This window comes from Ereboglobus sp. PH5-10, from assembly GCF_029504735.1.
Lineage (GTDB): Bacteria > Verrucomicrobiota > Verrucomicrobiia > Opitutales > Opitutaceae > Ereboglobus.
The window spans coordinates 1-25,951 of the sequence record NZ_JAQFIP010000019.1; the positions used below are offsets into that span (position 1 = coordinate 1).

The 25,951-nt window shown below is 61.0% G+C and carries 23 protein-coding genes; 5 read left to right on the top strand and 18 right to left on the bottom strand.

The features are described 5' to 3' along the window. The 4 genes from M2447_RS12145 to M2447_RS12160 form a co-directional block, all read right to left on the bottom strand. The coding region (locus M2447_RS12145) for an alanine--tRNA ligase-related protein (RefSeq protein WP_277558825.1) at positions 1–1,473 on the bottom strand (1,473 nt) is incomplete at its 3' end. A gap of 67 nt (positions 1,474–1,540) precedes the next feature. Beyond that, positions 1,541–1,918 carry a GxxExxY protein gene (locus M2447_RS12150; protein WP_277558826.1) on the bottom strand — a complete coding sequence of 126 codons (378 nt, stop codon included), beginning with the start codon at positions 1,916–1,918 and terminating at the stop codon, positions 1,541–1,543. A 45-nt stretch (positions 1,919–1,963) separates the two neighbouring features. Next, complete coding sequence (gene leuB, locus M2447_RS12155; protein WP_277558827.1) at positions 1,964–3,076, bottom strand: 3-isopropylmalate dehydrogenase; 1,113 nt, start codon at positions 3,074–3,076, stop codon at positions 1,964–1,966. A 254-nt stretch (positions 3,077–3,330) separates the two neighbouring features. Further along, complete coding sequence (locus M2447_RS12160; protein ID WP_277510159.1) at positions 3,331–3,636, bottom strand: HPr family phosphocarrier protein; 306 nt, start codon at positions 3,634–3,636, stop codon at positions 3,331–3,333. Positions 3,637–3,703: 67 nt separating this feature from the next. On the opposite strand from M2447_RS12160, the gene kdsB reads away from it, so the two are divergent. Then, entirely contained in the window at positions 3,704–4,471 is a 768-nt protein-coding gene (kdsB, locus tag M2447_RS12165; protein WP_277558828.1) for a 3-deoxy-manno-octulosonate cytidylyltransferase, read from the top strand. A 92-nt stretch (positions 4,472–4,563) separates the two neighbouring features. On the opposite strand, the gene M2447_RS12170 is transcribed toward kdsB, so the two are convergent. From M2447_RS12170 to M2447_RS12190, 5 genes are all read right to left on the bottom strand, one after another. Next, the gene (locus tag M2447_RS12170; RefSeq protein WP_277558829.1) at positions 4,564–5,277 is read right to left on the bottom strand and encodes an acyl-ACP thioesterase domain-containing protein; all 714 of its coding nucleotides are present in this window, start codon (positions 5,275–5,277) and stop codon (positions 4,564–4,566) included. Positions 5,278–5,338: 61 nt separating this feature from the next. After that, the gene (locus M2447_RS12175) at positions 5,339–5,755 is read right to left on the bottom strand and encodes a hypothetical protein (RefSeq protein WP_277510156.1); all 417 of its coding nucleotides are present in this window, start codon (positions 5,753–5,755) and stop codon (positions 5,339–5,341) included. Between the two features lie 24 nt (positions 5,756–5,779). After that, complete coding sequence (locus M2447_RS12180; protein ID WP_277510155.1) at positions 5,780–6,256, bottom strand: hypothetical protein; 477 nt, start codon at positions 6,254–6,256, stop codon at positions 5,780–5,782. Positions 6,257–6,345: 89 nt separating this feature from the next. Further along, the gene (pdxH, locus tag M2447_RS12185) at positions 6,346–6,945 is read right to left on the bottom strand and encodes a pyridoxamine 5'-phosphate oxidase (protein WP_277510154.1); all 600 of its coding nucleotides are present in this window, start codon (positions 6,943–6,945) and stop codon (positions 6,346–6,348) included. Between the two features lie 147 nt (positions 6,946–7,092). Continuing rightward, positions 7,093–7,593 (bottom strand): hypothetical protein, encoded by a 501-nt coding sequence (locus M2447_RS12190; RefSeq protein ID WP_277558830.1) that lies wholly within the window; start codon positions 7,591–7,593, stop codon positions 7,093–7,095. Positions 7,594–7,694: 101 nt separating this feature from the next. On the opposite strand from M2447_RS12190, the gene M2447_RS12195 reads away from it, so the two are divergent. After that, a complete protein-coding gene (locus tag M2447_RS12195; protein ID WP_277558831.1) occupies positions 7,695–8,594 on the top strand; it encodes a DUF1266 domain-containing protein in 900 nt (299 codons plus the stop codon). A 36-nt stretch (positions 8,595–8,630) separates the two neighbouring features. On the opposite strand, the gene M2447_RS12200 is transcribed toward M2447_RS12195, so the two are convergent. Next, entirely contained in the window at positions 8,631–9,428 is a 798-nt protein-coding gene (locus tag M2447_RS12200) for a phosphatase PAP2 family protein (RefSeq protein WP_277558832.1), read from the bottom strand. A gap of 101 nt (positions 9,429–9,529) precedes the next feature. On the opposite strand from M2447_RS12200, the gene yegQ reads away from it, so the two are divergent. Continuing rightward, positions 9,530–10,903, top strand: coding sequence for a tRNA 5-hydroxyuridine modification protein YegQ (yegQ, locus tag M2447_RS12205; protein ID WP_277558833.1), 1,374 nt, complete (start codon positions 9,530–9,532; stop codon positions 10,901–10,903). A gap of 495 nt (positions 10,904–11,398) precedes the next feature. On the opposite strand, the gene purU is transcribed toward yegQ, so the two are convergent. The 4 genes from purU to sufU all read right to left on the bottom strand — a co-directional run bounded on the left by purU (position 11,399) and on the right by sufU (position 15,585). After that, entirely contained in the window at positions 11,399–12,259 is an 861-nt protein-coding gene (purU, locus tag M2447_RS12210; protein ID WP_277510148.1) for a formyltetrahydrofolate deformylase, read from the bottom strand. Positions 12,260–12,337: 78 nt separating this feature from the next. Next, positions 12,338–13,708, bottom strand: a complete 1,371-nt coding sequence (locus M2447_RS12215) for a hypothetical protein (protein ID WP_277510147.1) — start codon at positions 13,706–13,708, stop codon at positions 12,338–12,340. A 165-nt stretch (positions 13,709–13,873) separates the two neighbouring features. Continuing rightward, positions 13,874–15,109, bottom strand: coding sequence for a cysteine desulfurase (locus tag M2447_RS12220; protein ID WP_277558834.1), 1,236 nt, complete (start codon positions 15,107–15,109; stop codon positions 13,874–13,876). Between the two features lie 32 nt (positions 15,110–15,141). Next, entirely contained in the window at positions 15,142–15,585 is a 444-nt protein-coding gene (gene sufU, locus M2447_RS12225; RefSeq protein WP_277558835.1) for a Fe-S cluster assembly sulfur transfer protein SufU, read from the bottom strand. A 420-nt stretch (positions 15,586–16,005) separates the two neighbouring features. Between sufU and M2447_RS12230 the strand changes: the two genes are divergently transcribed. After that, on the top strand, positions 16,006–20,307 hold the full coding sequence (locus M2447_RS12230) for an autotransporter domain-containing protein (RefSeq protein WP_277558836.1): 4,302 nt from the start codon (positions 16,006–16,008) through the stop codon (positions 20,305–20,307). Positions 20,308–20,379: 72 nt separating this feature from the next. Here M2447_RS12230 and M2447_RS12235 read toward each other — a convergent pair whose 3' ends face one another. Further along, on the bottom strand, positions 20,380–21,291 hold the full coding sequence (locus M2447_RS12235) for an A24 family peptidase (RefSeq protein ID WP_277558837.1): 912 nt from the start codon (positions 21,289–21,291) through the stop codon (positions 20,380–20,382). A 323-nt stretch (positions 21,292–21,614) separates the two neighbouring features. Between M2447_RS12235 and M2447_RS12240 the strand changes: the two genes are divergently transcribed. After that, positions 21,615–22,031, top strand: a complete 417-nt coding sequence (locus M2447_RS12240) for a GYF domain-containing protein (RefSeq protein WP_277558838.1) — start codon at positions 21,615–21,617, stop codon at positions 22,029–22,031. 76 nt (positions 22,032–22,107) lie between these two features. On the opposite strand, the gene M2447_RS12245 is transcribed toward M2447_RS12240, so the two are convergent. The 3 genes from M2447_RS12245 to sufB form a co-directional block, all read right to left on the bottom strand. After that, positions 22,108–22,752, bottom strand: a complete 645-nt coding sequence (locus M2447_RS12245) for an iron-sulfur cluster assembly protein (RefSeq protein WP_277558839.1) — start codon at positions 22,750–22,752, stop codon at positions 22,108–22,110. 136 nt (positions 22,753–22,888) lie between these two features. After that, positions 22,889–24,187, bottom strand: coding sequence for a Fe-S cluster assembly protein SufD (gene sufD, locus M2447_RS12250; RefSeq protein WP_277558840.1), 1,299 nt, complete (start codon positions 24,185–24,187; stop codon positions 22,889–22,891). 213 nt (positions 24,188–24,400) lie between these two features. Continuing rightward, positions 24,401–25,849 (bottom strand): Fe-S cluster assembly protein SufB, encoded by a 1,449-nt coding sequence (gene sufB / locus M2447_RS12255; protein ID WP_277558841.1) that lies wholly within the window; start codon positions 25,847–25,849, stop codon positions 24,401–24,403. Between the last annotated feature and the right edge of the window lie 102 nt (positions 25,850–25,951).

A 25,951-nucleotide genomic window follows, 5' to 3' on the forward strand; every position in this document is an offset into this window, starting at 1 on the left:
GCCTTGTCGCCTTTCAAACCTGGGTGAGCAAATCGAGATATTTTTCGGGGGGGGGGGGGGGGGTGGGGGGTTGGGGGGGGGGGGGGGGGGGGGGGGGGGGGGGGTGGGTGTGGGGGGGGGGGGGGGGGGGGGGGGGGCGGGGGGGGTGGGGGGGGGGGGCCCCCCCGCCACGGCACGCGAGACGCGTGCGCTCCCCAGAAGGGTTTCGCATGCTTGGTTAAATTGTGCGATGCCGCGGTCGAGCGTTTTGCCGAAGTTTTCCTCTTCGTTGCGGATTACTTTTTCGATGAGCGTCTGCTGCTCTTTTAGTTCGGGGAAGGTGCCGCCGAGGGAGGCGACGACGGCGGGGACGAGTTTCGTGAAGAAGCCGGTGGAGAGGCCGAGGTCTTTGCGTCCGTAGAGAATGCCGCGTCGGAGGATGCGGCGGATGACGTAGTTGCGGCCTTCGTTGCTCGGCAAAATTCCGTCGGCGATGGCGCATGAGACGGTGCGAGCGTGGTCGGCGAGGACGCGGAAGGCGATGTCGGTGCGTTGTTGCGCGGTGAGGTTTTCGCGGGTGGCGGGAACGGTGCCGGTGTAGGTTTTGCCGGAGAGTTTGGCGATGGCCTCGAAGAGCGAGGTGAAGATGTCGGCGTTGTAGTTGGAGGGCTCGGGCGTGAAATCGGTGAAGGCTTTTGTGGTGGCGTAAATGCCGGCGACGCGCTCGAAGCCCATGCCGGTGTCAACGTGGCGCGCGGGGAGCGGCGAGAAGCTGCCGTCGGCGCCGGCGTTGAACTGGATGAAGACGTGGTTCCAGATTTCGATGCAGCGGGGGGAGCCGGAATTGACGAGGGCGCGGCCGGCGGCTTCGTCGTCGGAGGGGAGGAGGTTGAAGTGGATTTCGGAGCAGGGGCCGCAGGGGCCGGTGTCACCCATCATCCAGAAGTTGTCTTTTTTGTTGCCGTTGACGATGTGGACGGCGGGGTCGAGTCCGGCGGCGCGGAAGAGGCCGGCCCAGATGTCGTGGGCTTCCTGGTCGAAGTCGGCGGGATCGTTTTTCGATTTGTCGGGGGAGTAGACGGTGGCGAAGAGGCGCTTGGCGGGGATGCCCCAGACTTTGGTGAGCAGTTCCCAGCCCCAGGCGAGGGATTCTTTTTTGAAGTAATCGCCGAACGACCAGTTGCCGAGCATTTCGAACATGGTGTGGTGGTAGGTGTCGAAGCCGACGTCATCGAGGTCGTTGTGCTTGCCGCCGGCGCGGATGCATTTCTGGGTGTCGGTGGCGCGGGTGTCGAGCGCGGGGCGGAGGGTGTTGGGGCGGTGCGCGGCGTCGGGTTTGCGTTCGTTGAGGAAGATGGGGACGAACTGGTTCATGCCGGCGTTGGTGAAGAGCAGGCCGGGCGAGTCGGGCATGAGCGAGGACGACGCGACGATGCTGTGCTGCTGCGAGGCGAAGTAGTCGAGGAAGGATTGGCGGATTTCGGAGGCGGTCATGTTGAAATGGAATTTATTTATTCACCACGGAGACACGGAGGGGCACGGAGATCGGAGGTGCGTTTTTTTAGAGGGAGAGGCGTTTGATGCCGTCGCGGAGGAGCGGGACGTTGAAGTTGATTAGGAGCGCGGTTTTGATGTTGGCGAGGCGCAGGTGGGTGAGCGTTTGCGCCGTGTGGATGGGCATGAGCGTCTCGACGGCTTTTAGCTCGAGGATGAGTTCGTTGTTGATGACAAAGTCGATCCGATAGGCGTCGTTTATGTCTTCGTCGCGATAGGTGATCGGGAGGATTTTTTGCCGTTCAAACGGGATTCCAAGATGGCGGAGCTCAATGGCGAGGCACGTTTCATACGCCGATTCCAGCAAGCCCGGACCGAGGTGTTTGTGGACGGCGATCGCGGCCCCAATAACACGCCCTGCCAAATCATCCCGATCCAGACTCATATTTGAACTCCGTGCTTCTCCGTGTCTCCGTGGTGAACAAAAAACTCAGAGGTTTTTGATGATCGCGTCGGCCATTTGCCTGGTGCCGACTGTCGGGCGGCCAAAGGCGATGTCGCCGGTGCGGATGCCGTCTTGCGTGACGGTTTTGCGGACGGCTGCCTCGATTTTTTGGGCGAGCGCCTCCTGTCCGAAGCTGTGGCGGAGCATGAGCGCGGCGCTGAGGACTTGGGCGCAGGGATTGGCGAGGCCTTTGCCGGCGATGTCGGGCGCGGTGCCGCCGGCGGGTTCGTAGAGGCCGAAGGGAAGGCCGAGGGAGTTTTTGCCGGTGCCGAGCGAGGCGGAGGAGAGCATGCCGAGCGAGCCGCAGATCACGGCCATCTCGTCGGAGAGGATGTCGCCAAACATGTTTTCGGTGAAGAGCACGTCGAATTGGTTCGGGTCGCGGGCGAGCTGCATCGCGGCGTTGTCCACATACATGTGCGAGAGGGCGATGTCGGGGTGGTTTTTCGCGAAGTAGTCGGTGACGGTTTTGCGCCAGAGGACGGAGGTTTCGAGGACGTTGGCCTTGTCAACGGAGCAGACTTTTTTGCCGCGCGATTTTGCGGTGGCCGCGGCGGTTTCGGCGATGCGCTCGATTTCGGAGACTTTGTAAACCATCGTGTCGCAGGCTTGGAGTTCGCCGTTGTCGAGGGTGATGGTTTGCTTGGGCTGGCCGAAGTAGATGCCGCCGGTGAGTTCGCGGATGCAGACGATGTCGATGCCGTTGGGGATGCGCTCGGACTTGAGCGGGGAGGCGTCGGCGAGTTCGGAGTAAAGCAGGCCGGGGCGGATGTTGGCGAAGAGGTTGAAGGCCTTGCGCAGAGGGAGGAGCGCGGCGCGCTCGGGCTGCTCCTTGGGAGGGAGTTTTTCCCATTTGGGACCGCCGACGCTGCCGAAGAGGATGGCGTCGGATTCGCGGCAGACTTCGAGCGTGGATTCGGGAAGGGCCTTGCCGTGGTTGTCGATGCCCGCGCCGCCGACGTCGGCGATTTTGTAGGAGAGCGCGAGGCCGGCGGGTTTCGTGGCGTGTTCGAGCACACGAAGGGCCTCGGTCATGACCTCGGGTCCGATGTAATCTCCGGGAAGAACGGCGAATTTAAGCGTGGTGTTGTTCGACATGGTAAATGGAAAAGTGGAAATCGGTAGCGGTTGGGGGCGGGGTTGGAAAGCGAGAAGTGCTGGAGGGGGAAATTCCAAAATTGCGAAATGCCAACTCCAAAAAAATTTCGACCCCAAAATTCCAAAATCGAGCCGCTGCGAAACCCGGCGGCCCGCGCTACGAAAATTGCGCGAGGAAGAGGGCGCTCAGCAGCGCTGACTTTTGGAATTTGTCTATTGGTTATTGGAATTTACCGCGGCGTCCACGCCGCGGTCTATGCCTCGTCGAACTTGCGGGCGAAGAGCTGCTCGAGCTCGACGAGCATTTGCGAGGCGTCGGCGCCGCTGGCGGTGAACTTGATCTTCGAGCCTTTGCCCGCGGCAAGCATCATGAGGCCCATGATGCTTTTGCCATTCACCTGTTCGCCGTCCTTTTCCATGAACACATCGGCCTTATATTTGTTCGTGATACGCACAATCATGGCGGCAGGACGGGCGTGAATGCCCATTTTGTTCTGCACGACGAGCTCTTTTACCAGCGGGCTGGCGGTCGCGGATGATGACGTTTCTGTATTTTCCATTAAGGTGTGTTATGTGCGGAGAGTTGCCCATGGTTGGATTGATGGCGCAGCTTGCAATCTCAAAAACATGCCACAAAGTGTGCCAACCATGTTCCCTGATGTCGCAATCATCGTCCCCTGCCGGCTCGAATCGACGCGGTTTCCGCGCAAGCTTTTGCATGAAATAAAACGCAAACCCTTGATATTGTGGGTCGCGGAACGAATCGCCAGCGAGGCTCCGGAACTGCCCCTCTTTTTTGCCGTGGACGACCCGTTGCTCGCGAAACCTCTTGAGACATCAGGATTTAAAACAATCCTGACAAGCGTGAAACACCAGAGCGGCACTGACCGCATCGCCGAGGCAAACACCACCGTGCGCGCCAAGCGCATCGTGAATGTGCAGGCCGACGAACCGCTGGTGACGGGCGCGCAGATTCGCACGCTGGCGGAGTTGATCGCCGGACCGGCGGACATGGCGACACTTGCGACGCCGTTCACGCGCGCGGCGGATTTTGCGAATCCGAACCAGGTGAAGGTCGTGGTGCGCAATGACGGGCGCGCACTGTATTTTTCACGCTCGCCGATGCCGTATGCGCGGGACCGGGCGGGACAGGTCGATGATGCGTGGGTGGCTGCGAACCCGTGTTACCGGCATCTCGGCCTCTACGCCTACAAGGCGGAATTGCTGGAACGGTTTGCGACCCTGCCTCTGAGCCGGATGGAGCAGATCGAAAAGCTGGAGCAACTGCGCGTGCTCGAAAACGGCTACGAAATCGCGGTCGGTTTCACGAAGGACGCGAGCATCGGCGTGGACACGCCGGAGGATGCGGAAAAGTTCGAGCGGGTTCTCGGCTGATTTGAGGCAGGGCGAACCGTCCCGGTGAGCCGAAACATTCCCGGCTCACCGGGACGGTTCGCCCTACCCAAAAAGCATTTTCTTGCGACAACTTACCGGTCGCAAAACTCCAGCACCGCGTGGCTCAGCCCCGATTTGTTTTTTAGCCGCGTGTATATGCAACCGTTTTCAGTCGCCAGGGTTTGCGGATGCAGGGTTTCGCCGAGCTTGGCGGGGATTTTGTATTCAACCCTGAATCTTTTAATCTCAAACGAAGGCGGCAGCAACTCGGCGGCGATGCGCGCATACTGTGCGTTGTTCATGTGGCGGTTGTAATCGATGTCGTCCCTGAGCACCTCCACCGGCGCGTAGTTTGCAGACTCCCCGGCGGGAACGGTTATTTTCCGGTCGAGGTATTCCATGCCGTATTTTGCGTCGATAACCAGCGAGTTCACAACCTCCGCCGGTATTTTGGACATGCGCCCCGTGTTGAGGTTTACGAACGCTCCAACACACCATGTGGCATAACAGGGCGCGCCGGATTCATCATATATGATCGTATTGCGATGCCCGAACGCGCCCGCGCAGCCAAACACGCCGGTTGTGATGGTCAGCTTTTCCTTGATGCGGGGAACGCGCAACACATCGACCTGGCGCGAGACGAGCAGCTGCGCGATGTTGTTGGCGCGAAAGTAATCCCTGTATGCGGGCTCGGAATCAATCCACAGTTCCGAGCAATCCTGCATCATTCGAAGCGCGGAAACAAATTTCAGCCGGCAGTCTTCACCCGTCCGGCTCGGAGTCACGGTTTCTGTAATACTAAACATGCGATGTAAAAACTCGAACTGCCTGACAGAAAACAGGCGGCCAGGGTTCCCCCGGACTTTGTCAGGTTTCGCCCGCGAGCGCCTTTTCGAAGGTGCGCAGGGCGGCGCGGATTGCGGAGAGCGTGCGCCCGAGAATCGCGGTGAAGCGCTCGGGTTCCGGCATGAGCAGCTCGGCCACGCACCAAGTGTCATCATCGAGGGTGAAAATTTTCACGACCTTGGTCGAGGCGGTGGCTTCCTGCGCGGCGGCGGTGGCCTTGGCACGCGCGGCCTCGTCCTCGAGGGGATGAAAATTGATGATCACGATGCGCAGCATCTCGCGATCCTTCTCAACAGTTTGGAGATAACAAACCTTGCCCTCGAAATGGAACATGATTTCGCCGTCGGCGTTGACCGAGGGGCGGTAACCCTCCGCGGACATGTATTCCGTGATGGTGTTGCGAAGCGATGCGAGCGATTCGGGTGTGTGATTTTTCATGGCGTGGTTTACTTTCCGCTGCGTTCAGTTGAAGCCAGCGTCGTCGTCGTCATCGTCGGCGCCAGGCAGGGGCGGCGGTTTTGACTGGCTGCGCATGTGCTCGGTGAAGGTGTTGACGGCGGCGCGGATTGCGATGAGGCAGCGCTGGAGGATGGGGGCGAAAAGCTCCTGTTCGGGCAAAAACAACTCGACGGCGCACCAGGTGTCGTTGCGCACGATAAAGACCTTGGCGACCTTGATGTCGCTGCAGGTGATGTTGGCCGCCTCGATGATGCGCGCGCGCTCCTTGGGCGATTCGATGTCCCAGAAGTTCGGCATGACGACGCGGAAAAACATCGGGTCATCCTCGCGCACCTCGATGAAGTAGCTGTTGCCCTCGTGGCGGAAACGCACGTCGCCGTCCTGGTCCAGCTCGGGGCGGTAGCCTTGTTGCTCGAGCGCGTCCATGTAGAGCTTCTGGAGTTCCTCCCTTGTGCGGCGATGTGGTGCTTGTGAAGACATGACTTAAAAAGTGTGCGTGATTGTGGTGCGTTTATTTTGGTGAAAAGGACGGGCAAATATGGGCGGTGTGCCGGCGCGCGCAAACATGATTATGGATACAACCACTGCTCCCCGCCCCAGGGCGCGTCGGTCGAGGGGCGCTCGTAGGCAAAGCGCTGGTGATGGCGGAAGGGCTTCTGCCACCAAAACTCGATGCGCAGCGGCTTCACGCGAAAGCCGGACCAGTTTGGCGGACGCGGCACCGAGCCGATTGGAAAACGCAGCAGCGTGGCGGCGACCGCTTTTTCGAGCTCCCAATAACCTTCCATCGGGCGCGATTGTTTCGAGGCCCACGCGCCGATCTGGCTGAGCCGCGCGCGCGTGGCGAAATACGCGTCGGCCTCCGCGTCGGCCACCGGCTCGACCGGTCCCTCGATTCGCACCTGCCGGTCGATTGCGTGCCAGTGAAAACAAAGCGCGGCGCGGGGATGCGCCCGCAAGTCGGCGGCCTTCGGACTGTCGAGGTTGGTGTAGAAAACAAACCCGCGCTCATCGAGCGCCTTGAGCAGCACCACGCGCACGGACGGGCGACCCTGCGCGTCGGTCGTGGCAACCGCCATGGCCGTCGGGTCGCAGGTTTTGGTCCGCGCGGCGTCGTCCTGCCATTTTTTGAAAAGCGCGATCGGATCGTTGTTGTCGGTGTCGGGCATGGTTCAAAACGAAGGCGCGGAGTTCCCAAGCGACAAGCACGAAAGATTTTTTTATAAGGAAAAACGCCGATTTCCATGAGGCGGCGGGCCTTGCGCGCGCCCCGTTTTGGCGTCTTTTGGCGGGCTAAACCCTCCGGGAAAAAATTCCTACAAAAACAAGAGGTGCAGCTTCGCGTTGCGCGGGGTGCGCGCGGCGGCGAGCTCGCGAATAAAGTCGAGCAACTCCTCGTAGTCGCGCACGCGCCTGGGCGTCTTGCGGCGCTCGGGCGGCAGGAGGGCGGGACGGATGTTGGTGATGAGGAGCGTCGATTCGTCGTAGGGCGCGAGATGTCTCAAGCCGGCCATGACTTCGTTGCGCGCGAAAAGCGGCGTGGCCGACTCGAGCGACTTGGCGGCGTCCCAATGATAAAACCCGTGCCTCTCGTGCTCGTGGAAAAACTTCTCCAGCAATTGCGCGGCGGCGGCGGTGAACGCGGCGTCGTATTTGGCGGCCATCTCGGGATGCTCGGCGGTTTGCTGCTCGAGCTCGGCGAGGCTGAACGCGATGGCCGCCTTGATCTGCCCGGCCAGATAGAGGTCGCGCCCCGTGACGTGCGCGAAAAGGGAATTGATGAAATGAAGGCGGCGGAGTTCGTCGCGAGTGGACATGCGCGTCATATATGGGAGCCGCGAAACGGACTGCCAAGTCCCGGCGCAAAAACTTATTCACATTGCTTTTAAACGCATCCCTTTTGTATTTTTCGCCAATCATGCCCCTGCTGCAAATTGCCATCACCATCCCCGACTCGGCCACGCCATACATCGCCGCGTTCATCATTACGGTCACGGCGAGTTACTTTTTCTTCGTCAAAATACTTCCCGCGCTGCAAGGCCGCCCGAGCCCGATTCGCGAAGCCGGCGATGACGAGGAGGACGACGAGTATGATGATGAGGACGAGGACGACGAGGATCGCATGATTTATTACAACGATGATCCCGATGTCGCGCTACCGCCCGAACAGTATAAAAAACTCTCCCTCGGCGCGATTTACAGCGAGCAGCAAAAGGCGTGGCTGAACACACTCGACACCGGCCTCCCCAAAAAAGAAGTCCGGCGCGTTGTCGGCGAATGGTGGGGAATCGCGGGCGTTGATGATGCGGCCACCACGCTCGATTACCTGCGCGACAAGGGATTTCGCCATTATTTCCCCGTCGTGATGCGCGCCTATCGCGAACCCGCCGCGGAACAAAAACGCATCGTCGCGGCCGCGTTTCCCGACAGCGAGGAGGATCGCGAAAAAACGCTGGCTCAAATTTCCCACCTCAACGAAACGCTTGATGAGCTCGTGGAGGACGGCGTGATCGACTCGACGGCAAGCGCGAGCATCGAGCGCTACGGAGTCGCCGGATGGGATTGCGGGCGGCTTGTGTATCTGGCGCGACTGTGCCGCGAGATGCGTTACATCAACGACGAGCAAACTTGGAATTACATTGAGGCCGCCCACCAAATTGCGGGGCAAACCTTCGGCTCGTGGAAAGAATACGCGAAGAGTTATGTGATCGGCCGCGCGCTCTGGGGCGGCGCCGATTGCGACAACAGCGACATTGCCGAGATCGCCGATTATTTGCTCGAGGACGAGGACAGCCCGTGGGTGCAAATGCCGTGGTGACAAGGCGCGAACTATCCGCGCGCCGCCAATGACGGTTTAAGAGCCGGCGCGCCCCGCGGGCGGTGTCATGCGATTTCGGCAAACCGCGACAAGACCCGCAACAACCACCCAGCCCAGCAACACACCCGCCGCCACATCGCCGGGCCAGTGCATGCCGAGCGCAAGGCGCGTGATTTCCACGAGCAGCGCCCATGCAACTAGGGCGCAGCAACACACTCGCCCGCCCCACCCCCGCCCCCGCAACAACGTCACGCCCAGCAACGCCCAAACTGCGACAAAGGCCGTGTGCCCCGAAGGAAACGAATACCCCGTTTCCGCCTCCCAATGTTCGCGCAGCGCTTCGGGCACTCGCGGGTCGGCGGCGATGTTTTCCCGCAACCATTCCGCGCGCTCACCACGCTTCATCGCGTAAAACTGCTCGCTTTTCAGCCCGTGATTTTGCGCAAGCCATTCGACATACGGACGCGGTTCCTGAAATAAATTCTTCAACACCGTCTTGACGATTTGGCCGCCGCAAACCGCCGCCGCGCACAGCAGCACAACCATGAGCGCGCCGCGCGGCCACGACGGCTTGATCAACAAGACAAACAACGCCGCCAGCGCCGCGCATGTCGCGATCGCGAAGGGAAACCCCGCGGTGTCCGTCACAATTACCGCCGCGGAAACCCACGATTTGTTTTCGGGCGCCCACTGCCAGTCGGCAACCCATGCCGCCAGCGCGGGAGCAAGCAGCACGACCGTTGCGATTGCGGTCGCGAGGACGATTCGCGACAAACCGGCGGATCGATTTGCGACACCGTCACGGGCGCGTGATGAGTTGGAAGGCTGGGACACGCCGGAAACTATTGGCGGGCGCGGCGACATTTGGAAATCCTTTTAACGCGGCGCGATTTTGCACCTCGCAACACACACCGCGCCGTCTTCTCATGGCGCGCATGAACAAACCACGCCGTCCCGAACTCCTCAGCCCCGCCGGTTCGCTGAAAGCCCTGCGCTTCGCCTGCGCCTACGGAGCCGACGCCGTCTACGCGGGCCTGCCGCGCTACAGCCTGCGCGTGCGCAAAAACACCTTTCGCAACGCCGCCGCCCTCGCCGAGGGCATCGCGACCGCGCACACCGCCGGCAAACAATTCTTCCTCGCCGTCAACCTCGTCCCGCACGACCGCAAAGTGCGCACCTTCATCGACGACATGGCGCCCATCCTCGACAACGCGCAAAAACCCGACGCGCTCATCATGGCCGACCCCGGGCTCATCATGCTCGTGCGCAAACGCTGGCCCGAAATGCCCGTGCATCTCTCCGTGCAGGCAAGCACGATGAACTCCTCGAGCGTGCGCTTCTGGCAAAAGCTCGGACTGCGCCGAATCATCCTCTCGCGCGAGCTTTCGCTCGATGAAATCTCCGAAATCCGCCAGGCGTGCCCCGACATGGAGCTGGAGGTGTTTGTCCACGGCGCGCTCTGCATCGCGCATTCGGGCCGCTGTTTGTTGTCCGGTTATTTCAGCAGTCGCGATTCAAACCAAGGCGCGTGCACCAACTCCTGCCGCTGGAAATACGGGATTGCCCCGGCCCCGTCCGCGGAGGCGCGCCCGCAAGACGCCTTCACCCCCGATCCCGCCTACCATCCGCATCCGCTCGCGCAACAACCCTGGCTCATCGACGAAACCGCCCGCCGCGCCGGCGAATACATGGAAATCTTCGAGGACGAAAACGGCGCCTACATCATGAACTCGCGCGACCTCCGCGCCATTGAGCACGTGCGCCGTCTCGTCGAGATCGGCGTTGACTCGCTCAAGATCGAGGGCCGCACCAAGTCGCACTACTACGCCGCCCGCACCGCGCAACTATACAAGCGCGCCATCGACGACGCCGTCGCGGGCCGCCCCTTCGATCCCGCGCTCCTCGCCAAACTCGACGGCCTCGCAAACCGCGGCTACACGGACGGTTTTCTCGGACGCCACGAGGCGCGCGAAACGCAAAACTACGAACGCGGCGAATCACGCACCGACACGCAGGAATTCGTCGCCGAGGTGACTGCCTATGATGCGGCGACAGGCTATTCCACGCTCGACGTGAAAAACCGCTTCGCCGTCGGAGACCGCTTGGAAATCATCTCGCCCGACGGCGACCGCGACATGACGCTTGGCGCACTCGAAAACACCGAAGGCCAGCCCGTCGAAACCGCCCCCGGCAACGGCCACACGGTTCGCGCCAAACTCGGCGAAACGCTCCCGGGATTGACGCTGGTGGCGCGGTATTTGCAAACAGCGCGGGAAGCGCGTCCCCAACCCGGCCCGGCAGGCTCGTGATCTTTATTGTTTCTCCAGCAAACACAAAAACTCCCGGACGTGTTTAGGACGGCTGCCCAAGTTTCGGCTGGCGAGGAAGGTGTTATATTTTTGTTTCGAGAGATAATATTCGTTTGTGATGCGGCTGTAGTTTTCGAGATCGTTGGCGATTATCTGCCGAAGTGCCGCTTGAGGTAACGCGCCGCGATTCCTGTGCCCGAAAACAAACCGAGCGAGCGCGGTTAGTTTTGCCCGAGCCGCCTTTTGACAATGCCGAGCCCCTCACCGATGAACGGCAGCAACGCGCGCTTGTTGCCGATGCAGGTGATGATCTGCGACTGGAGGCAGGCGTCGGATTTCATGTGGGTCAATCGTCCGCGAGGGTTTTCATATTGGCCTGAGGCGGCTTTGTGCTTTGGCCAATCGCTGAATCAATCCAGCAATTGGCCAAGTCTTGGTGTGAATAAATCGATGGCGTGCCACCTTGATTGCGCTGTGCCTGGCATTCCACTCGGATCAATCAAACACCACGGTTTTGTTTCCGTAGATGAGCACGCGGTGGTCGAGGTGCCAGCGGACGGCTTGGGCGAGGACGATTTTTTCCAGGTCGCGGCCCTTTCGAATCAAATCCTCCACGCAGTGACGGTGCGTGACTCGGGCGACGTCCTGCTGGATGATCGGGCCGTCGTCGAGCACGGGCGTGGCGTAGTGGGCGGTCGCGCCGATGAGTTTCACGCCGCGCGTGTGCGCCTGGTGATACGGTTTGCCGCCGGCGAAGGCGGGGAGGAACGAGTGGTGGATGTTGATGACGGGAAACGTCGCCTTGCCCAGAAAATCGGCGGAGAGCACTTGCATGTAACGCGCCATGATCACGAGTTCGACGCCGAGTTTTTCGCAGAGCGCGAGTTGCGCGGCCTCGGCTGCGGGTTTCGTCTCCGCCGTTACGGGAATGTGGTGAAAGGGCAGCCCGTAGTTTTGCGCGGCGGCTTCGAGGTCGCGGTGGTTTGATACGATGGCGACGATGTCGCAGTGGTAGTCGCCCGATTTCCATCGGAGGATGAGGTCGTGAAAACAGTGGTCGAACTTCGACACTAAAATGGCGACGCGCGTGCGGTGCGAGGCGTTGGCGACGCGGACGTTCATGCCGAGGTTTTCGGCGAAGCGCTTGAAGAGCGTGCCATCAGAGGCGAGCCCCTTGCCGGTTGTGGCGGTCCACTCGATGCGCTGGAAAAAAATTTCGGCCTGCATATCGCGATGCTGGTCGGCATGGAGAATGTTGCCGCCGTTTTCATAAATCCAGCCGGAGGTTTTGGCGACGAGTCCGGGCTGGTCCGGGCCGTGAAGGAGCGCGACGAGGGTGGTTGTGGTATCAATCATATATAAATCCGTGGTAAGATGTGTGTGTATTAGTTAAGGCTCGCGATTCAAGATATTCGGAGTTTTCGCCAAACTGAATTACGGGCGAGTTGATTCATTTTTGGGATTGGGCTGACCAACCGCTTCGGCAAGAATGGCGCTCAAGTTGCCATTGGTTAGTTTTTTCCACGCGCTTTCCACAGTTTTCATCGACACTTTTCTTATGGGTGTTTTGCCGATCTCCGCAAACAAGCGGGGCAGAATATCATTCCCTGCTTTTTGATTCATTAAAAAGACCGCTTGCGTGGCGAAGGTGTAATTCGCGGAGTTGAGGCGACTTTTGCGGTCCTTTTCGGTTTGTTTTGCCGCAACAGGCCATTTGCGCAGATCAATCTTGGCGCGCAGATTGTCATAGCGTGTCAGCTGGGAGCGCACATCATAGACGGATGTCGCGATAGACTCACCGTGCATGTCGCGAACTACCCGCCAGGAAATATAATTGGCCACACCATCGCAAAACCAACGCCTGTCCGACTTGCGATAGTAATGATCTATAATGCCGATCTCCGCAGTCTCATGCAGAACGATTTTGGCGATACGATAATCAACAAGGGGGATGCGAATACTCTCAACACCTTCGAACAGCTTTATGAAAGATTCGTTCCATAGTTTGGCGGCAAGTTCATGGACTGGAGCATCAACATCCACATCGGGGATAATTACCGGGAACCATCCTGTATTTTCCTTGGACGCGGTGTTTTTAGTTTTCGATGGTGACGTTTTTGCAGGTGACGCGTTGCGTTTTTTTGTCGTCACCCGCCCACGATAAGAAACGTGGTCACTGTCGCCATCAAGCAGCAGTTGATATTCTGCGCGCAAAGAATCCCTTTCGACAGACAAAGTCTCCATGTTCTTTTGCGTTTCACTAAAAAAGCTAAATTTAGCCCCCACTTTTTTCGCAACTGGATCGTAACTCATGCCGGAAATCTTTTCTCCGGCCTCCAGTCTGCGCATCAGTTCAGGCCGGTTCCAAATCGTAATGCGCCCGCACGTTTTGATAAATGTGGGAAAATTTCTCATTTCCGCATAACCGCGCATAGTCGCCTCGTAATTTTTCAAAAATTCGTCATAGCATTCCTCCTGCCAGTCCGTTGGCTTTTTCAGGTTCAACTGTGACGCAATATGGCGAAGATAATCATCGCGGTGAGCCCGCATTTCAGCGGGACTGAGCGGCTCCTTGCTTTCTGTTTCTTCTGCGACAGTGCTTGCCGGTGTCTCGTGGTGATATTGGTTCAAACGGCGCGCCAGCTCTTGCGCCAAAGTTTCCTGCCCCGGCGAGAACTCGCACTCAATGTCGTGGTATATCGCGGTAAGACGTCCGGCTGGTGCCGCTGTTAAAACCGTGGTCATGAACGCCCAGAGAAAAGTGAACGCGAGCAGGGCGTAATGGGGTAATAAATGAGGCTTCATGCATATCATGTTCTTTGGTGTTTATCTGGGGTGGTGGCGGATGACATGGATGGTTTGTTCGAAATTTTTATTAACCACGGAGAACACGGAGAAGCACGGAGGTGAAATATTTGTGCTCTGTCTGTCTCCGTGTCTCTCCGTGCCCTCCGTGGTTAAATAATAATACTAACTGCCGAAGAATTTCAGAATTTTGTGGAGGGATTTTATCAAGGCGTCGATTTCCTCCGGCGTGTTGTAGATATAAAAACTGGCGCGCGTGGTGCTGGACAGGCCGAGTTTGCGCATGAGGGGCTGGTTGCAATGATGGCCGCCGCGCAGGGCGACGCCGTCCTGGTCGGCGAAGGTGACGACATCGTGCGCGTGCACTTCCTTGAACGCAAAACTCACCAAGCCGCCGCGTTTGCTGTTTTGCTCGGGGCCGAGAATGCGAATGCCGGGCAGCTCGGCGAGCGCGGCGCGGGCCTGCGCGGCGAGGCTGTTGTCGTGCCCGGCGATGAGCGGGCGGCCGATGGCGTCGAGGTAATCCATCGCGGCGTGCAGGCCGATGGCGCCGGAAACATCGGGCGTGCCGGCCTCGTAGCGCTCGGGCGAGGGTTTGTAGGTGGTGTTGAAATATTCGACGCTGGCGATCATGCCGCCACCTCCCTGCCACGGCGGCATCGCGTCGAGGAGCGCGCGGCGTCCGTAGAGAACGCCGATGCCGGTGGGGCCGCACATTTTGTGTCCGGAGAAGGCGAGGAAGTCGCAATCGAGCGCGCGGACATCGAGCGGTTCGTGTCCGATTGACTGCGCGGCGTCAACGAGCGTGAGCGCGCCGATTTTTTTCGCGCGCGCGCAGAGTTCGGCGACGGGGTTGATGACGCCGAGGGTGTTTGAGATGTGCGTGAAGGCGAACAGCCTCACGTCGGGCGTGAGGAGTTTGTCGAGCGCGTCGAGGGCGAGCCCGTGCTGCGCGTTTTCGCCGGCGACGGGCACGTAGCGGAGCGTGGCGCCGGTGCGCCGCGCGATTTGCTGCCACGGCACGAGATTGGAGTGGTGCTCCATTTCCGTGATGAGGATGACGTCGCCGGCGCGGAGGTTTGCCGCGCCCCAGCTTTGCGCGACGAGGTTGACCGACTCGGTGGTGCCGCGCGTGAAAATGATCTCGGCGGGATCGGCGGCGTTGATGAATTGCGCGGCGCGCTTGCGGGCGGCCTCATAGCCGTCGGTCGAGCGCATGGAGAGCGCGTGGAGGCCGCGGTGGACGTTGCTGTTGTCGCGTTCGTAATAGCGCGAGATCGCGTCGATGACCGCGCGCGGTTTTTGCGAGGTGGCGGCGTTGTCGAGATAGACGAGCGGATGCGCGCCGACATTTTGGTTGAGCGCGGGAAAATCGGCGCGGGTGTGTGCGAGTGAAGTCATTTCGAAAATGGGAAGGCGGCGCAATCGCGGGTTTATTGTTGGGGCTCCGGCGTTTTGTCGGGCTGCTTGAGCGCCTCGAGGGCGGCGTGCCAGGCGAGCGTGGCGCATTTTATGCGCGCGGGAAAGGCGTGCACTCCCGCAAACGCGGCCAGCTCGGAAAACTCCTCGGGGGCGTTGCCGGTTTTCACGATTTCGGCGAATTCGTTAAACGTCGTCTCCGCGGCGGCGGCGGTTTTGCCCTTGAGCTGCGTGGTCATGAGCGAGGCCGACGCCTGCGAAATCGCGCAGCCGGAACCCTCGAAAGTGATCTCGCCGATGCGGTCCGCGTCCATGCGCACATACACCGTGCACTGGTCGCCGCAAGTCGGGTTGTCGCCCGTGGCGACGCGCGTGGCGGCGGGCAGCTTGCGGCGGTTGCGCGGGCGCTTGTTGTGGTCGAGGATGACCGATTGGTAGAGATCGTTGAGCTCGCTCATGAGATGAAAATTTTCCCCGACTATGGGAAAAACCCCGCGCGGCGCAATAGCGTGAAAAGACACCCCGCAACTTGGGGTGAGACCAGAAGTTGAGTAAGCAAGGCAGAGGCGACGACAATTTACGGGGTATTGCGGAGATATTTTTCTGGGGAGCGCACGCGTCTCGCGTGCGAAGTCCGGTGTCCCGCCGGACTTTTCTGGCATGAGGTAGCGACGGGACGTCGCTACCGGCACGCGGGACGCGTGCGCTCCCCGGAATTGTTCGCTTACACCTCGGGTTTCGTTCATTTGACATAACTTCTGGTCGCACCCCGCAACTTGGGCTTGTCGATTACCGGACGGCCATATATTCACTGCAATACAGTTTCCGCGTTTTCAGAACCCACCCCGCCTCGCAACCCTTGCTTTCGCGTCTTCGTCATGCCGCCAATCCGCCTTCATAGTTTCGCGTTCTATGTGTTTGCAATGTGCGTGCCGCTGTTTTCCCCGGCAGCTTCCGCGCAAATGCTGATAACAACCAGCACGACAATCGATCCCGCCCCGCGCACGCTCAACACCTCCGGCACCTACCTCATCGCCGACAGCGCGGTGCTTGCTTTTATCAACGGCCTCGGCGCCACCGGCACCGACGGCGGCGTGTTCGCCTACAACGGCTCCGCGTCCGGCATGGTGCTCAACTTCGCGCCCGACCCGGCCGCCATCGCCGGCAACGGCGCGGTGAGGTTTCAAAACAATCGCGCCGACAAACACGGCGGCGCCATCGGCATCACCAACAACCGCGTCCTCCTCGCGCTCGCCAACGTCACCTTCGACCTCAATTCCACCGGCTCCGGCAACGGCGGCGCGCTCATCACAAACGGCACCTCGCGCATCCATAACGCCGTTTTTGCCTCCAACACAGCGGGCGCGAGCGGCGGGGCGTTTTACGGCACCGGTTACGCCACCATCACGCAAAGCCATTTCGACGGCAACACTGCCGCGACCCACGGCGGAGCGGTTTACCGCGGCGGCAACACGCTCATCCTCACCGGCGGCACATTCTCGAACAACACCGCCGGAACCAATGGCGGCGCCATTTACAACACCGGCGCAAACACCAGTTCCTTTTTGACGGATGTTGTGTTTGCGGACAACTCGGCCAACGCCGGCGGCGCGCTCTTTGCCAACAGCGGCACGGTCGTCGTTGAACGCGCGCGGTTCAAGGGCAACGTCGCGGCCTCGTCGCACGGCGGCGCGGTCAACGCCAGCACCGCGGCCTCGGTGGTGCTCACCGACGTCACGTTCACCGACAACACCGCCGCGGGCAACGGCGGGGCGATATTCACAAATCGCGGCACGCTCACAATCCGCGCCACCACATCCGCCACCAGCACCGGCAACAAATCCTCCGGCACCACCGGCGCGAGCGGCGGCTTTCTCTACATCACCGGCACCAACGCCATCGTGAACTTCGACATCACCGGCCCGGACACGCGCTACGTTATCGGCGATGCGAACGCCGCCGACCGCACGCTCGACACCATTGCCGACGGCGGCTCAAGCGGCGCGGCCATCGGCCATGTTATCAACAAAACCGGCGACGGCGCGCTCGTTCTCAACGCCGACAACTCCAACTACCGAAGCGCAATCAACATCGCCGGTGGCGCGCTCCTCCTCGGCAACGCCGGCGCAAAACTCAACGCCTCCGCATACACTGTCGGCGGCGGCGCGCTCGGCGGCATCGGCGCGCTCTCGGGCTCCGCCGCGTTTCTCGCCACCTCCACGCTCTTCGTCGATGGCGGTCTTCTCACCATCGTCACCACCGCGACAACCGGCGTCACACTCCGCGACGGCGCGGCAATCGGCGGCTCCGGCACGCTCGTCCTGGCCGGCGAAAACAACACGCTCCAACTCGACGCCGGCGCCATCGCCGCGACCGTTGGCGCGGGAAAAACGCTCACCCTCGCCGCCGCGCTCACCGGCGGCGGCGTGCTCGAAAAACGCGACTCCGGCACGCTCCTTCTTGCGAACGCCGACAGCACCTTCACCGGCGGCGTCATGCTCGCCGGAGGCACGCTCGCCATTTCCAACGCCGCGCAACTCGGCGCGACCACAAACGAAATCCGCTTCGCCTCCGCGAGCGGGGCCACGCTCCGCATCGACGCCAACGAACAAACCCTCGCCAACACCATCACGCTCGCGCCCGCCTCGTCGGGCATCATCGACACGCGGGCAAACACGCTCGCGCTTTCCGGCGCGCTCGCCTCCGCCGCCGACTCCACGCTCACAAAAACCGGCGCGGGCGCGCTCATCTTTCTCGACGCCGACGCCACCGCGTTTCTCGGCACGCTCCGCGTCGCGCAAGGCTCCATGCGGCTCGCCACCGCCGGCGGCTCCACCGCGCCCGCCACGCTCACGCTCGGCGGCGCGCTCGCGCTCGAAAACGCCACGCTCGCGTTCACGCTTTACGACGGCGAGGCGTCCGACGGTTATCTCGAATCCGACCGCATCCTCGCCGCTTCGCTCAACATCACGGGCGCGAACACAATCGACGTTGGCGGACACATCCAAAGCGGCACCTACAACCTCGGCAACCTCGCCGCGCTCGCGCCCGCCGTCACCCTCACCGTCGATGGCGCGGAGCAACTCGACGACTTCCGGCGCAAGGCCGTGCTCAAAACCAGCGGCAGCCTCCTTCTCGTCGAAACGCAAGTGGACATGTCGCGCGCGCTCGCATGGACGGGCGGCACCGGCGCGACCGCGAACCTCTGGACGGGCGCGCACGCCGGCCAATGGACCGACACCGGCACGGTCACGCGCTTCGCCGACGGCGACCGCGTCACCTTTCAAAACACCGCGGCGGCAATCGACATTCCGACCGCCGTCACCGTTTCCGACATCATCGTCTCGGGGAACGTCACGACAACCTTCACCGGCGACACCATCACCGCCAATGCCGCGAGTGTTGTCACAGGCACGCTCGCCGGCGCGACAGGACGCCTCCTCAAAACCGGCGCGGGCACGCTCGCCTTTGAGAACGCCGCCAACACATTTCACGGCGGCATCACGCTTGAGGGCGGCGTCATCGCATTCACGCGCGCCGCGCAACTCGACACCCCCGCCATCGGCATAACCGGCAACGGCACACTCTCGCTCGCCGCCTCCGCCGAAGTAGAGATCACCGCGCCGATATCAATCGCTCCCGAAACAACCGCCGCCATCGCAACCGCGGACGGCGGCACGCTCGTCATTCGCGGCGCAATCATCGGCTCGGGCGCGCTCACGAAGGCGGGCGCGGGCACGCTCACGCTCGCCGCGTCCGCCGATTACAGGGGCGCCACGCTCGTCCAAACCGGCACGCTGCGCGCCGCCGCCGCAAACGTGTTTGCGCGCGACTCGCGCCACACCGTGCAATCCGGCGCTGCGCTCGACCTCGCCGGCCACGACCAGGTCATCGCCGCGCTCATCAGCAACCGCGGCTTCGTCAACCTCTCCACCGCGCGCCTTGCCATCGCGGGCGACTACGGCGCCGCGCGCGGCACGCTCGCGCTCGACCTCCTGCTTGCCGACGGCGCGGAGCCGCAAGCCGGCTCGCTCGTCATCTCCGGTTCCGTGTCGGGACAAACGACGGTTCGTATCCAATTAACGGATACGCGCGCCACCGCCGACCGCTCGCCGCTGCCCGCCTCCACACCCGCGCTCATCACCGTCGGGGCGGCGAGCCCCGGGGACGCCTTTGCGCTCGCCGGCGGGGCGCGTTTTGTCGTCGGCGCATACGATTACCTGCTCCTTCCCGACAACGCCGCCGCCGCTCGCGAATGGCGTCTTGTGCTTGATAACTTTTCGCCCGAGCTTCCCGCCGTCGCCGGCACCGACGCCATCGCGCTGCAAGCCGGTCGCGCCGCCTTCGACACGCTCCTCGCGCGCCTCGACGATCTGCGTATTTCCGAAAATCCCCGCGCCCGCAACGCCGACCTCTGGGCCGGCCTCGCCTATCGGAGGGATCGCGCCAACCAAACCGTTTACACCGGCGCGTCCATTGAGATCGCCGGCTTGCAGGCCGGCGCGGGACTTGTCCGCAAAACCGGAAGTCGCACATTCAGGTTGGGACTCTTTGCCGATCTCCTCGACGCCGAAATGGAACTCTCGCGCGGAACAAGAACCAAGGCTGACATTCGCGGCGCCGGCCTCTACGCGGCACTCGCCGGACAGGCCTGGAACGCCGCCGTCATCGTGCGAGGGGCCAGGGCCGGCTACGACATCAGCGCTCCCGGGGCCTCCACTTTTTCGACCGATGGCGACGACATAGGCGCGACCATCCAAATCGGCCGCGCCTTCGGCACTAAATCGGGCTGGCGCGTCGAACCGCTCGCCGCCTTCGAGCACCAGTGCCACGACATCGACAACACAACCGACCGCTTTGGGCGCATGTATGAAATTGCCGATTTCACGAGCCTGGCCGCGCGCCTTGCCGTTGCCTTTGATCGCGCATGGCCGCTCAAGCGCGGGCATTTGATTCCGCGCGTCCGCCTCAGCGCCCTGCACGAATTCGACGGGGAAACCCGGATGGCCATTGCCGGGGATGCAATCAAAGCCGACTTTGGCGGCTTGAGCGCCGAGCTTGACGCCGGCCTGATTTGGCGCGGCGGCGGGCGCTGGGCGGCTTCCGCCTCCGTCACCGCGCGCGCCGGCGGCAAATTCGACGGCTACACGCTGCGCCTTGGCGCGGACTGCGCGTGGTGATCGACAATTAAATGATTATTATTTTATATAATTCGCGACCGCCCGCCGCGGCAAAACGGAAATCCGCTTATATTATTTCCAGATAATCGCGTTTATACTGGCGAGCACCGGATCAATCCATTTGTGAGCAAGAAGAAAATAAACAAGCCCGCCCGCGGCGAGCATCGGGCCGAAGGGAATGTGGGAATTCCTGTTCAGCTCGTCCTCCTTTTCGGGGGACTCGAGCGACTTGACGCGGATTTTTTTCGAGGCGACCGCGTTCCACGCGAAGACCAGCGCCACGCAAAGCAGGCCCAGAAACGCCCCGCCGAAAATTGAAAACACCGCCCCCTGCCATCCGCAAAACGCGCCGATGCCGCCGACCAGCAGCACGTCGCCGAAGCCCATGGCCTCCTTCTTGAGCAGCGCCTCCGCGACGAGGGCGATCCACAGGATCACCGCCGAGCCAATCAGCAGGCCCTGCAGGCTGAGAAGCCCGGAGCGCAGGGCGGCGAGGGCAAAAATTTCGTGCGACTGGCCGTGCAACGACGGCACGAGGCAGGAAAGTATTATCCCCGCGATGCCCAACCCTATGGTGAACACGGAGGGAAGCTCAAAGTGGTCGATGTCGATAAACGCCCCGCATATCAGAAAACTCACCATAAGCATGCCGCTTAGCGCCTTGAACGGCGGAAACAAAAGCCAGCAGGCGAGAAAAAGCGAGGCCGTGAGCAGCTCGACAAAGGGATAACGCGGCGAAACACTGGCTCCGCAGCAGCGCGCGCGCCCGCGCAAGACCAGCCAGCCGAGAATCGGAATGTTGTCATGCCATGCGATCGGTTTGCCGCAAACGCAATGCGAGCCGGGCCGCACGACCGACTTGCCGGCGGGAATGCGGTAGATGCACACGTTGAGAAAACTCCCGATGCATGCGCCCACCAAAAACACCAGCGCCGGCGAAAGCCACGGCAGCAGGGTGAAGAGGGATTCATTGTCCAAGTGCATTAAGTTGATCGGATTGTAATTTATAATTATGCGCCACGCCGGATGCTGGCTGCCAATACGTGTAACTCGATTTGTTGGCGCATAAAGACTATTATCGAGGCATTTCGAGTTGACAGAAAACCGGCGAATTTTGGAATGCGGCGCGCGTTCCCCGCAATGCAAATCCATGCGATTATTTGCACGTAAATCCCAAATAAACAGAACCGATGTTTCATGACGCTGTCAGAGCCCCGAACGTCATTTTTATATTTTGCCCTATGTTCATCATAAAAACCAAAAATGGAACGGACTCCCCCCCGCTCACCCCCGTGGAAATTCGCACAATGATAAAAAACGGCACCGTGCGCCCCGACACCCTGGCGCGCAAGGACACGGACGGCGGATGGGGCAAGCTGTATTCATTCCCTGAATTCTTCACGGTGGTTCCCGGCAATGTGGCGCCGCCGCCGGGGTCCTACTCGAAGTCGCCCTTCGACAAAAAAAGCCTCAGGCAAATTCAAGAGAGCGATGATGTTTTCACGTATGCGGACGAGGATGGAAATGTGTTCGGTCCGCACAATGTCGGCGAGTTGAAACACATGCTTCGAAAGGGCATGATAACGCATCGCACACGCGTCAACCGGGGCGGAAAAAGCGCGTGGCGCGAGCTGGGGGCGCAACCGGAGTTTTTCGGTTTTCCGGTGCCCAGTTCCAACCCGCCGGACACAAGCTATTCGAGCCCGGCGTTTGCGAACGAGTGAGCGAAACCGGGGCGCGCCCGCGCGCGGGTGTTGCGCAATTCGGATTACTGCCCGAACAGACAAAAACCCTCCGCGATCAGATGAGGCCGAGCTTCATTTTGCCTTCTTCGCTGATCATGGACTGGTTCCAGGGCGGCTCCCAGGTGATGCGGACTTCGGCGTCGCTCACGCCGGGGACGAGGAGGATTTTGCTTTTGGCGTCCTCCGCAATCGCCGGGCCCATGCCGCAGCCGGGGGCGGTGAGCGTGATGGCGACACTGACTTTGTAGGCGGGAGGCGACGGGGCGGGCGCGGGTTCCGCCGATGCAGGGGCGTCGTTTGCGACGCCCGGGGTGCCTTCGCCATTTTCGGAGGGCGTCGTAAGCGACGCCCCTACGGGGTCGATTTTTTCGACGTCCATCGTGTAAACAAGGCCGAGATCGACGATGTTCACCGGGATTTCCGGGTCGTAAACTTTTTTGAGCTGGTCCCAGATCGCCTCGGGGTTGGGCGCGCCGTCCTCAAGCGTTTCGGTGTGCACGCGGTGGTCGGCGACGGATTCGCCGATCGCGTCGCCGTCGGCTCCGTCGATGCGGTAGAGGCCGAAATCGGTTTGCACGGTGAAGCTGCCGCCCAGCGTTTGGTGCAGGAAAATTTTCGTGCCGGCGGCGAGGGTTTGCTTGTCACCACTGGGGATTTGGGTGGCGGTGATTTCGCGGGAGAGGGTGCGTTCTTTGGACATGGCGGGTGGGTTTGTTGGATTTTATTTTTTAACCACGGAGGACACGGAGTGGCACGGAGATTTTTAGGAAAACCGGGCGTCGCAAGCAACGCCCTCAGTATTCTCCGTGTTTCTCCGTGTCCTCCGTGGTTAATTCTTATTTTTTAAATTTGCCTTCGATCATTGCGCGCAGGGCGGTTTGGATTTCTTCGTTTTCGAGTTTGGCGAGGACTTCCTCGAAGAAGCCGGCGACGAGGAGTTCGTGGGCGCTTTTGGGATCAATGCCGCGGGACTGGAGGTAGAACTCCTGCTCGGCGGGGATGCGGGCGCTGGTGGAGCCGTGCGTGCAGCGGACGTCGTTGGCCTGAATTTCGAGGCCGGGGAGGCTGTTCGACTCGGCGTCGTCGCTGAGCATGAGGTTGCGGTTCGACTGGTAGGCGTCGGTTTTTTGCGCGTCGGGTTCGACGACGATCAGGCCGGAGAAGATCGTTTTCGCGGTGTCGAGGAGCGCGTTTTTGTAGAGGAGGTTGGAGGAGGTGTTGGGCGCCTGGTGCGTTTGGAGGGTGCGCTGGTCGAATTTTTGCGCGCCGGTGGCGACGGTGAGCGCGAGCATTTCGGAGTGCGCGCCGGGGCCTTGGAGGCGGGAGTGCGATTCGTGGCGCGCGAGGCGTCCGCCGAGGTGGACGTTGAGCGAGAGGATGCGCGCGTCGCGTTGCGCGACGATGGAGTTGGTTTGGAACGCGAGGGTGTTCGTTGACCAGGTTTGCGCGCCGATGTAGGTGAGGTGCGCGCCGGGGCCGGCGTGGAGGTCGTTGACGCCGCTGGCAAAGTGGCGGGCCCCGGGCTCGGCGCTGGCGAAGTATTCGACGAGGGTGGCGCGGGCGTTGTCCTCAAGGATGACGAGCGTGTGCGGATAGACGCTGGTGGCGTCGCCGGCGGCGATGTGCTTGAGGAGGAGCGGGGTGGCGATGGTGACGCCTTTCGGGACGTAGAGGAGCGCGCCGCTGGTGGTGAGGGCGGTGTTGAGGGCGGTGAATTTTTCGCTGCCGAGCGCGACGTCGTGTTTTTGCAGGTAGGCCTGGATGTGTTGCGGATATTTTTCGATGGCTTCGTCGAGCGGGCAAAAGATGACGCCCTTGGTGGCGAGGTCGCCGGGGAGCGGCGCGCGGTGCGCGAGGCGGTTGTTCACGAAGGTGAGCGACGCGGCGTATTTGGTTTTGGTGAATGGCGACAGGGCGGCGACGCCGGCACCGTCCACGGGCTGGCCGTCCGCGCCTTTCAGGTTGTAGCCGTCGAGCGTGATGGCGGCGATGTCGGAGAAGCGCCAGCGTTCGTCATCGCGGGCCGGGAGTGGCGCGGCGTTGTAGCGTTCCCATGCGGCGGCGCGGGTTTCCTGCCACCATTGCGGCGCTGCTTCTTGGGAGGTGAATGCTTTTTGTTGTTCTGCTGATTGCATGTGCAAAATGTGGTTGGTCGTTATTTGGTGAGGCGCAGCTAATGGAGAATGAATAATGAAAAATGGAGAATGGGGCGCGACTGTGTCGCGTCCGGCGGCTAGAAAGTCGCCGCTCCTTGCGCAAGCGTGCTTTCGGTGAGTGGCTGCTTCTGTCTCATTCTACATTATTCATTTTTCATTCTTCATTAGGTTGAGGTCGCGTGAAGCGCGGCCTCAGCCGACGGAGCCTTCCATTTCGAGTTCGATGAGGCGCTTGAGTTCGACGGAGTATTCCATCGGGAACTGGTTCGCGAGGTCGTTGATGAATCCGTTGACGGCGAGGCTCATCGCCTGCGCCTCGGTGAGGCCGCGTTGCTGCATGTAGAAGATCATTTCCTCGCTGACTTTCGAGACGCTGGCTTCGTGTTGCGTGGCGTGCTTGTCGCCGCGCACGGTGATCGCGGGATAGGTGTCGGTGCGGCTGTTGGTGTTGATGAGGAGGGCGTCGCACTCGGTGTTATTTTTGCAACCTTTCAAGTGCTTCGGGATGTAAACCTGGCCGCGATAGGTGGCGCGGCCCTGGCCGACGGAGATGGATTTCGACACGATGGTCGAGGTGGTTTCGTCGGCGGCGTGGATCATTTTCGCGCCGGTGTCCTGGTGCTGTCCGTCGTTGGCGAGGGCGATGGAGATGACTTCGCCGCGGGCGCGGCGGCCCTTGAGGACGACGCCGGGATATTTCATGGTGAGGCGGCTGCCGATGTTGCAGTCGATCCATTTGATTTCGGCGTCCTCCTGCGCGAGTCCGCGCTTGGTGACGAGGTTGTAGACGTTGGACGCCCAGTTTTGGACGGTGATGTATTGGATTTTCGCGCCCTTGAGGGCGACGAGTTCGACGACGGCGGAGTGCAGCGTGGCGGTGCTGAACTTCGGCGCGGTGCAGCCTTCCATGTAGGTGACTTCGGAGCCTTCGTCGCAGATGATGAGCGTGCGCTCGAACTGGCCGAAGTTTTCCGCGTTGATGCGGAAGTAGGCTTGGAGCGGTTGCGCGACCTTGACGCCGGGCGGGACGTAGATGAACGAGCCGCCGGAAAACACGGCGCTGTTGAGCGCGGAGAATTTGTTGTCGCTGGTCGGGATGACTTTGCCGAACCATTTGCGGAAAATCTCCGGGTGCTCGCGGAGCGCCTCGGTGGAGTTCATGAAGATGACGCCCTGCTTGGCGACGATTTCCTTCACGTTGGAGTAGGCGGCCTCGGAGTCGAATTGCGCCTCGACGCCGGCGAGGTATTTGCGTTCCTGCTCGGGAATGCCGAGGCGTTCGAAGGTTTTTTTGATGTCCTCGGGCACCTCGTCCCAAGTGCGCTTGGGCTTCTGGCCTTGCGCGAGGTAGTAGCGGATTTTTTCGAAGTCGATGTTTTCGAGATCGCGCGTGGCCCAGTGCGTGGGAAGCGGTTTGGCGAGAAATGTTTTGAGCGCGTTGAGGCGGAAATCGAGAATCCAGGGCGCCTCTTTTTTGACGGCGCTGATGTAGCGGACGGTGTTTTCCGTGAGGCCGTTGCCCGCGTCGTAATCGTATTTGATGTCATACGAAAAATCGCCCGCGGACTGGTCGATGCCAATCGCGGCGGCTTGCGCCGCTTCTTGTGCATCGGGAGCGGTTGGTTGTTCTAACGGTTGCATGTGAAAAGTGTGATTAGGTGTTATTTGGTAATGCGCAGCTAATGTATAATGATGAATGTAGAATGTATAATGAGCGCGCGCTTTCGTCGCCTGATTCTACAT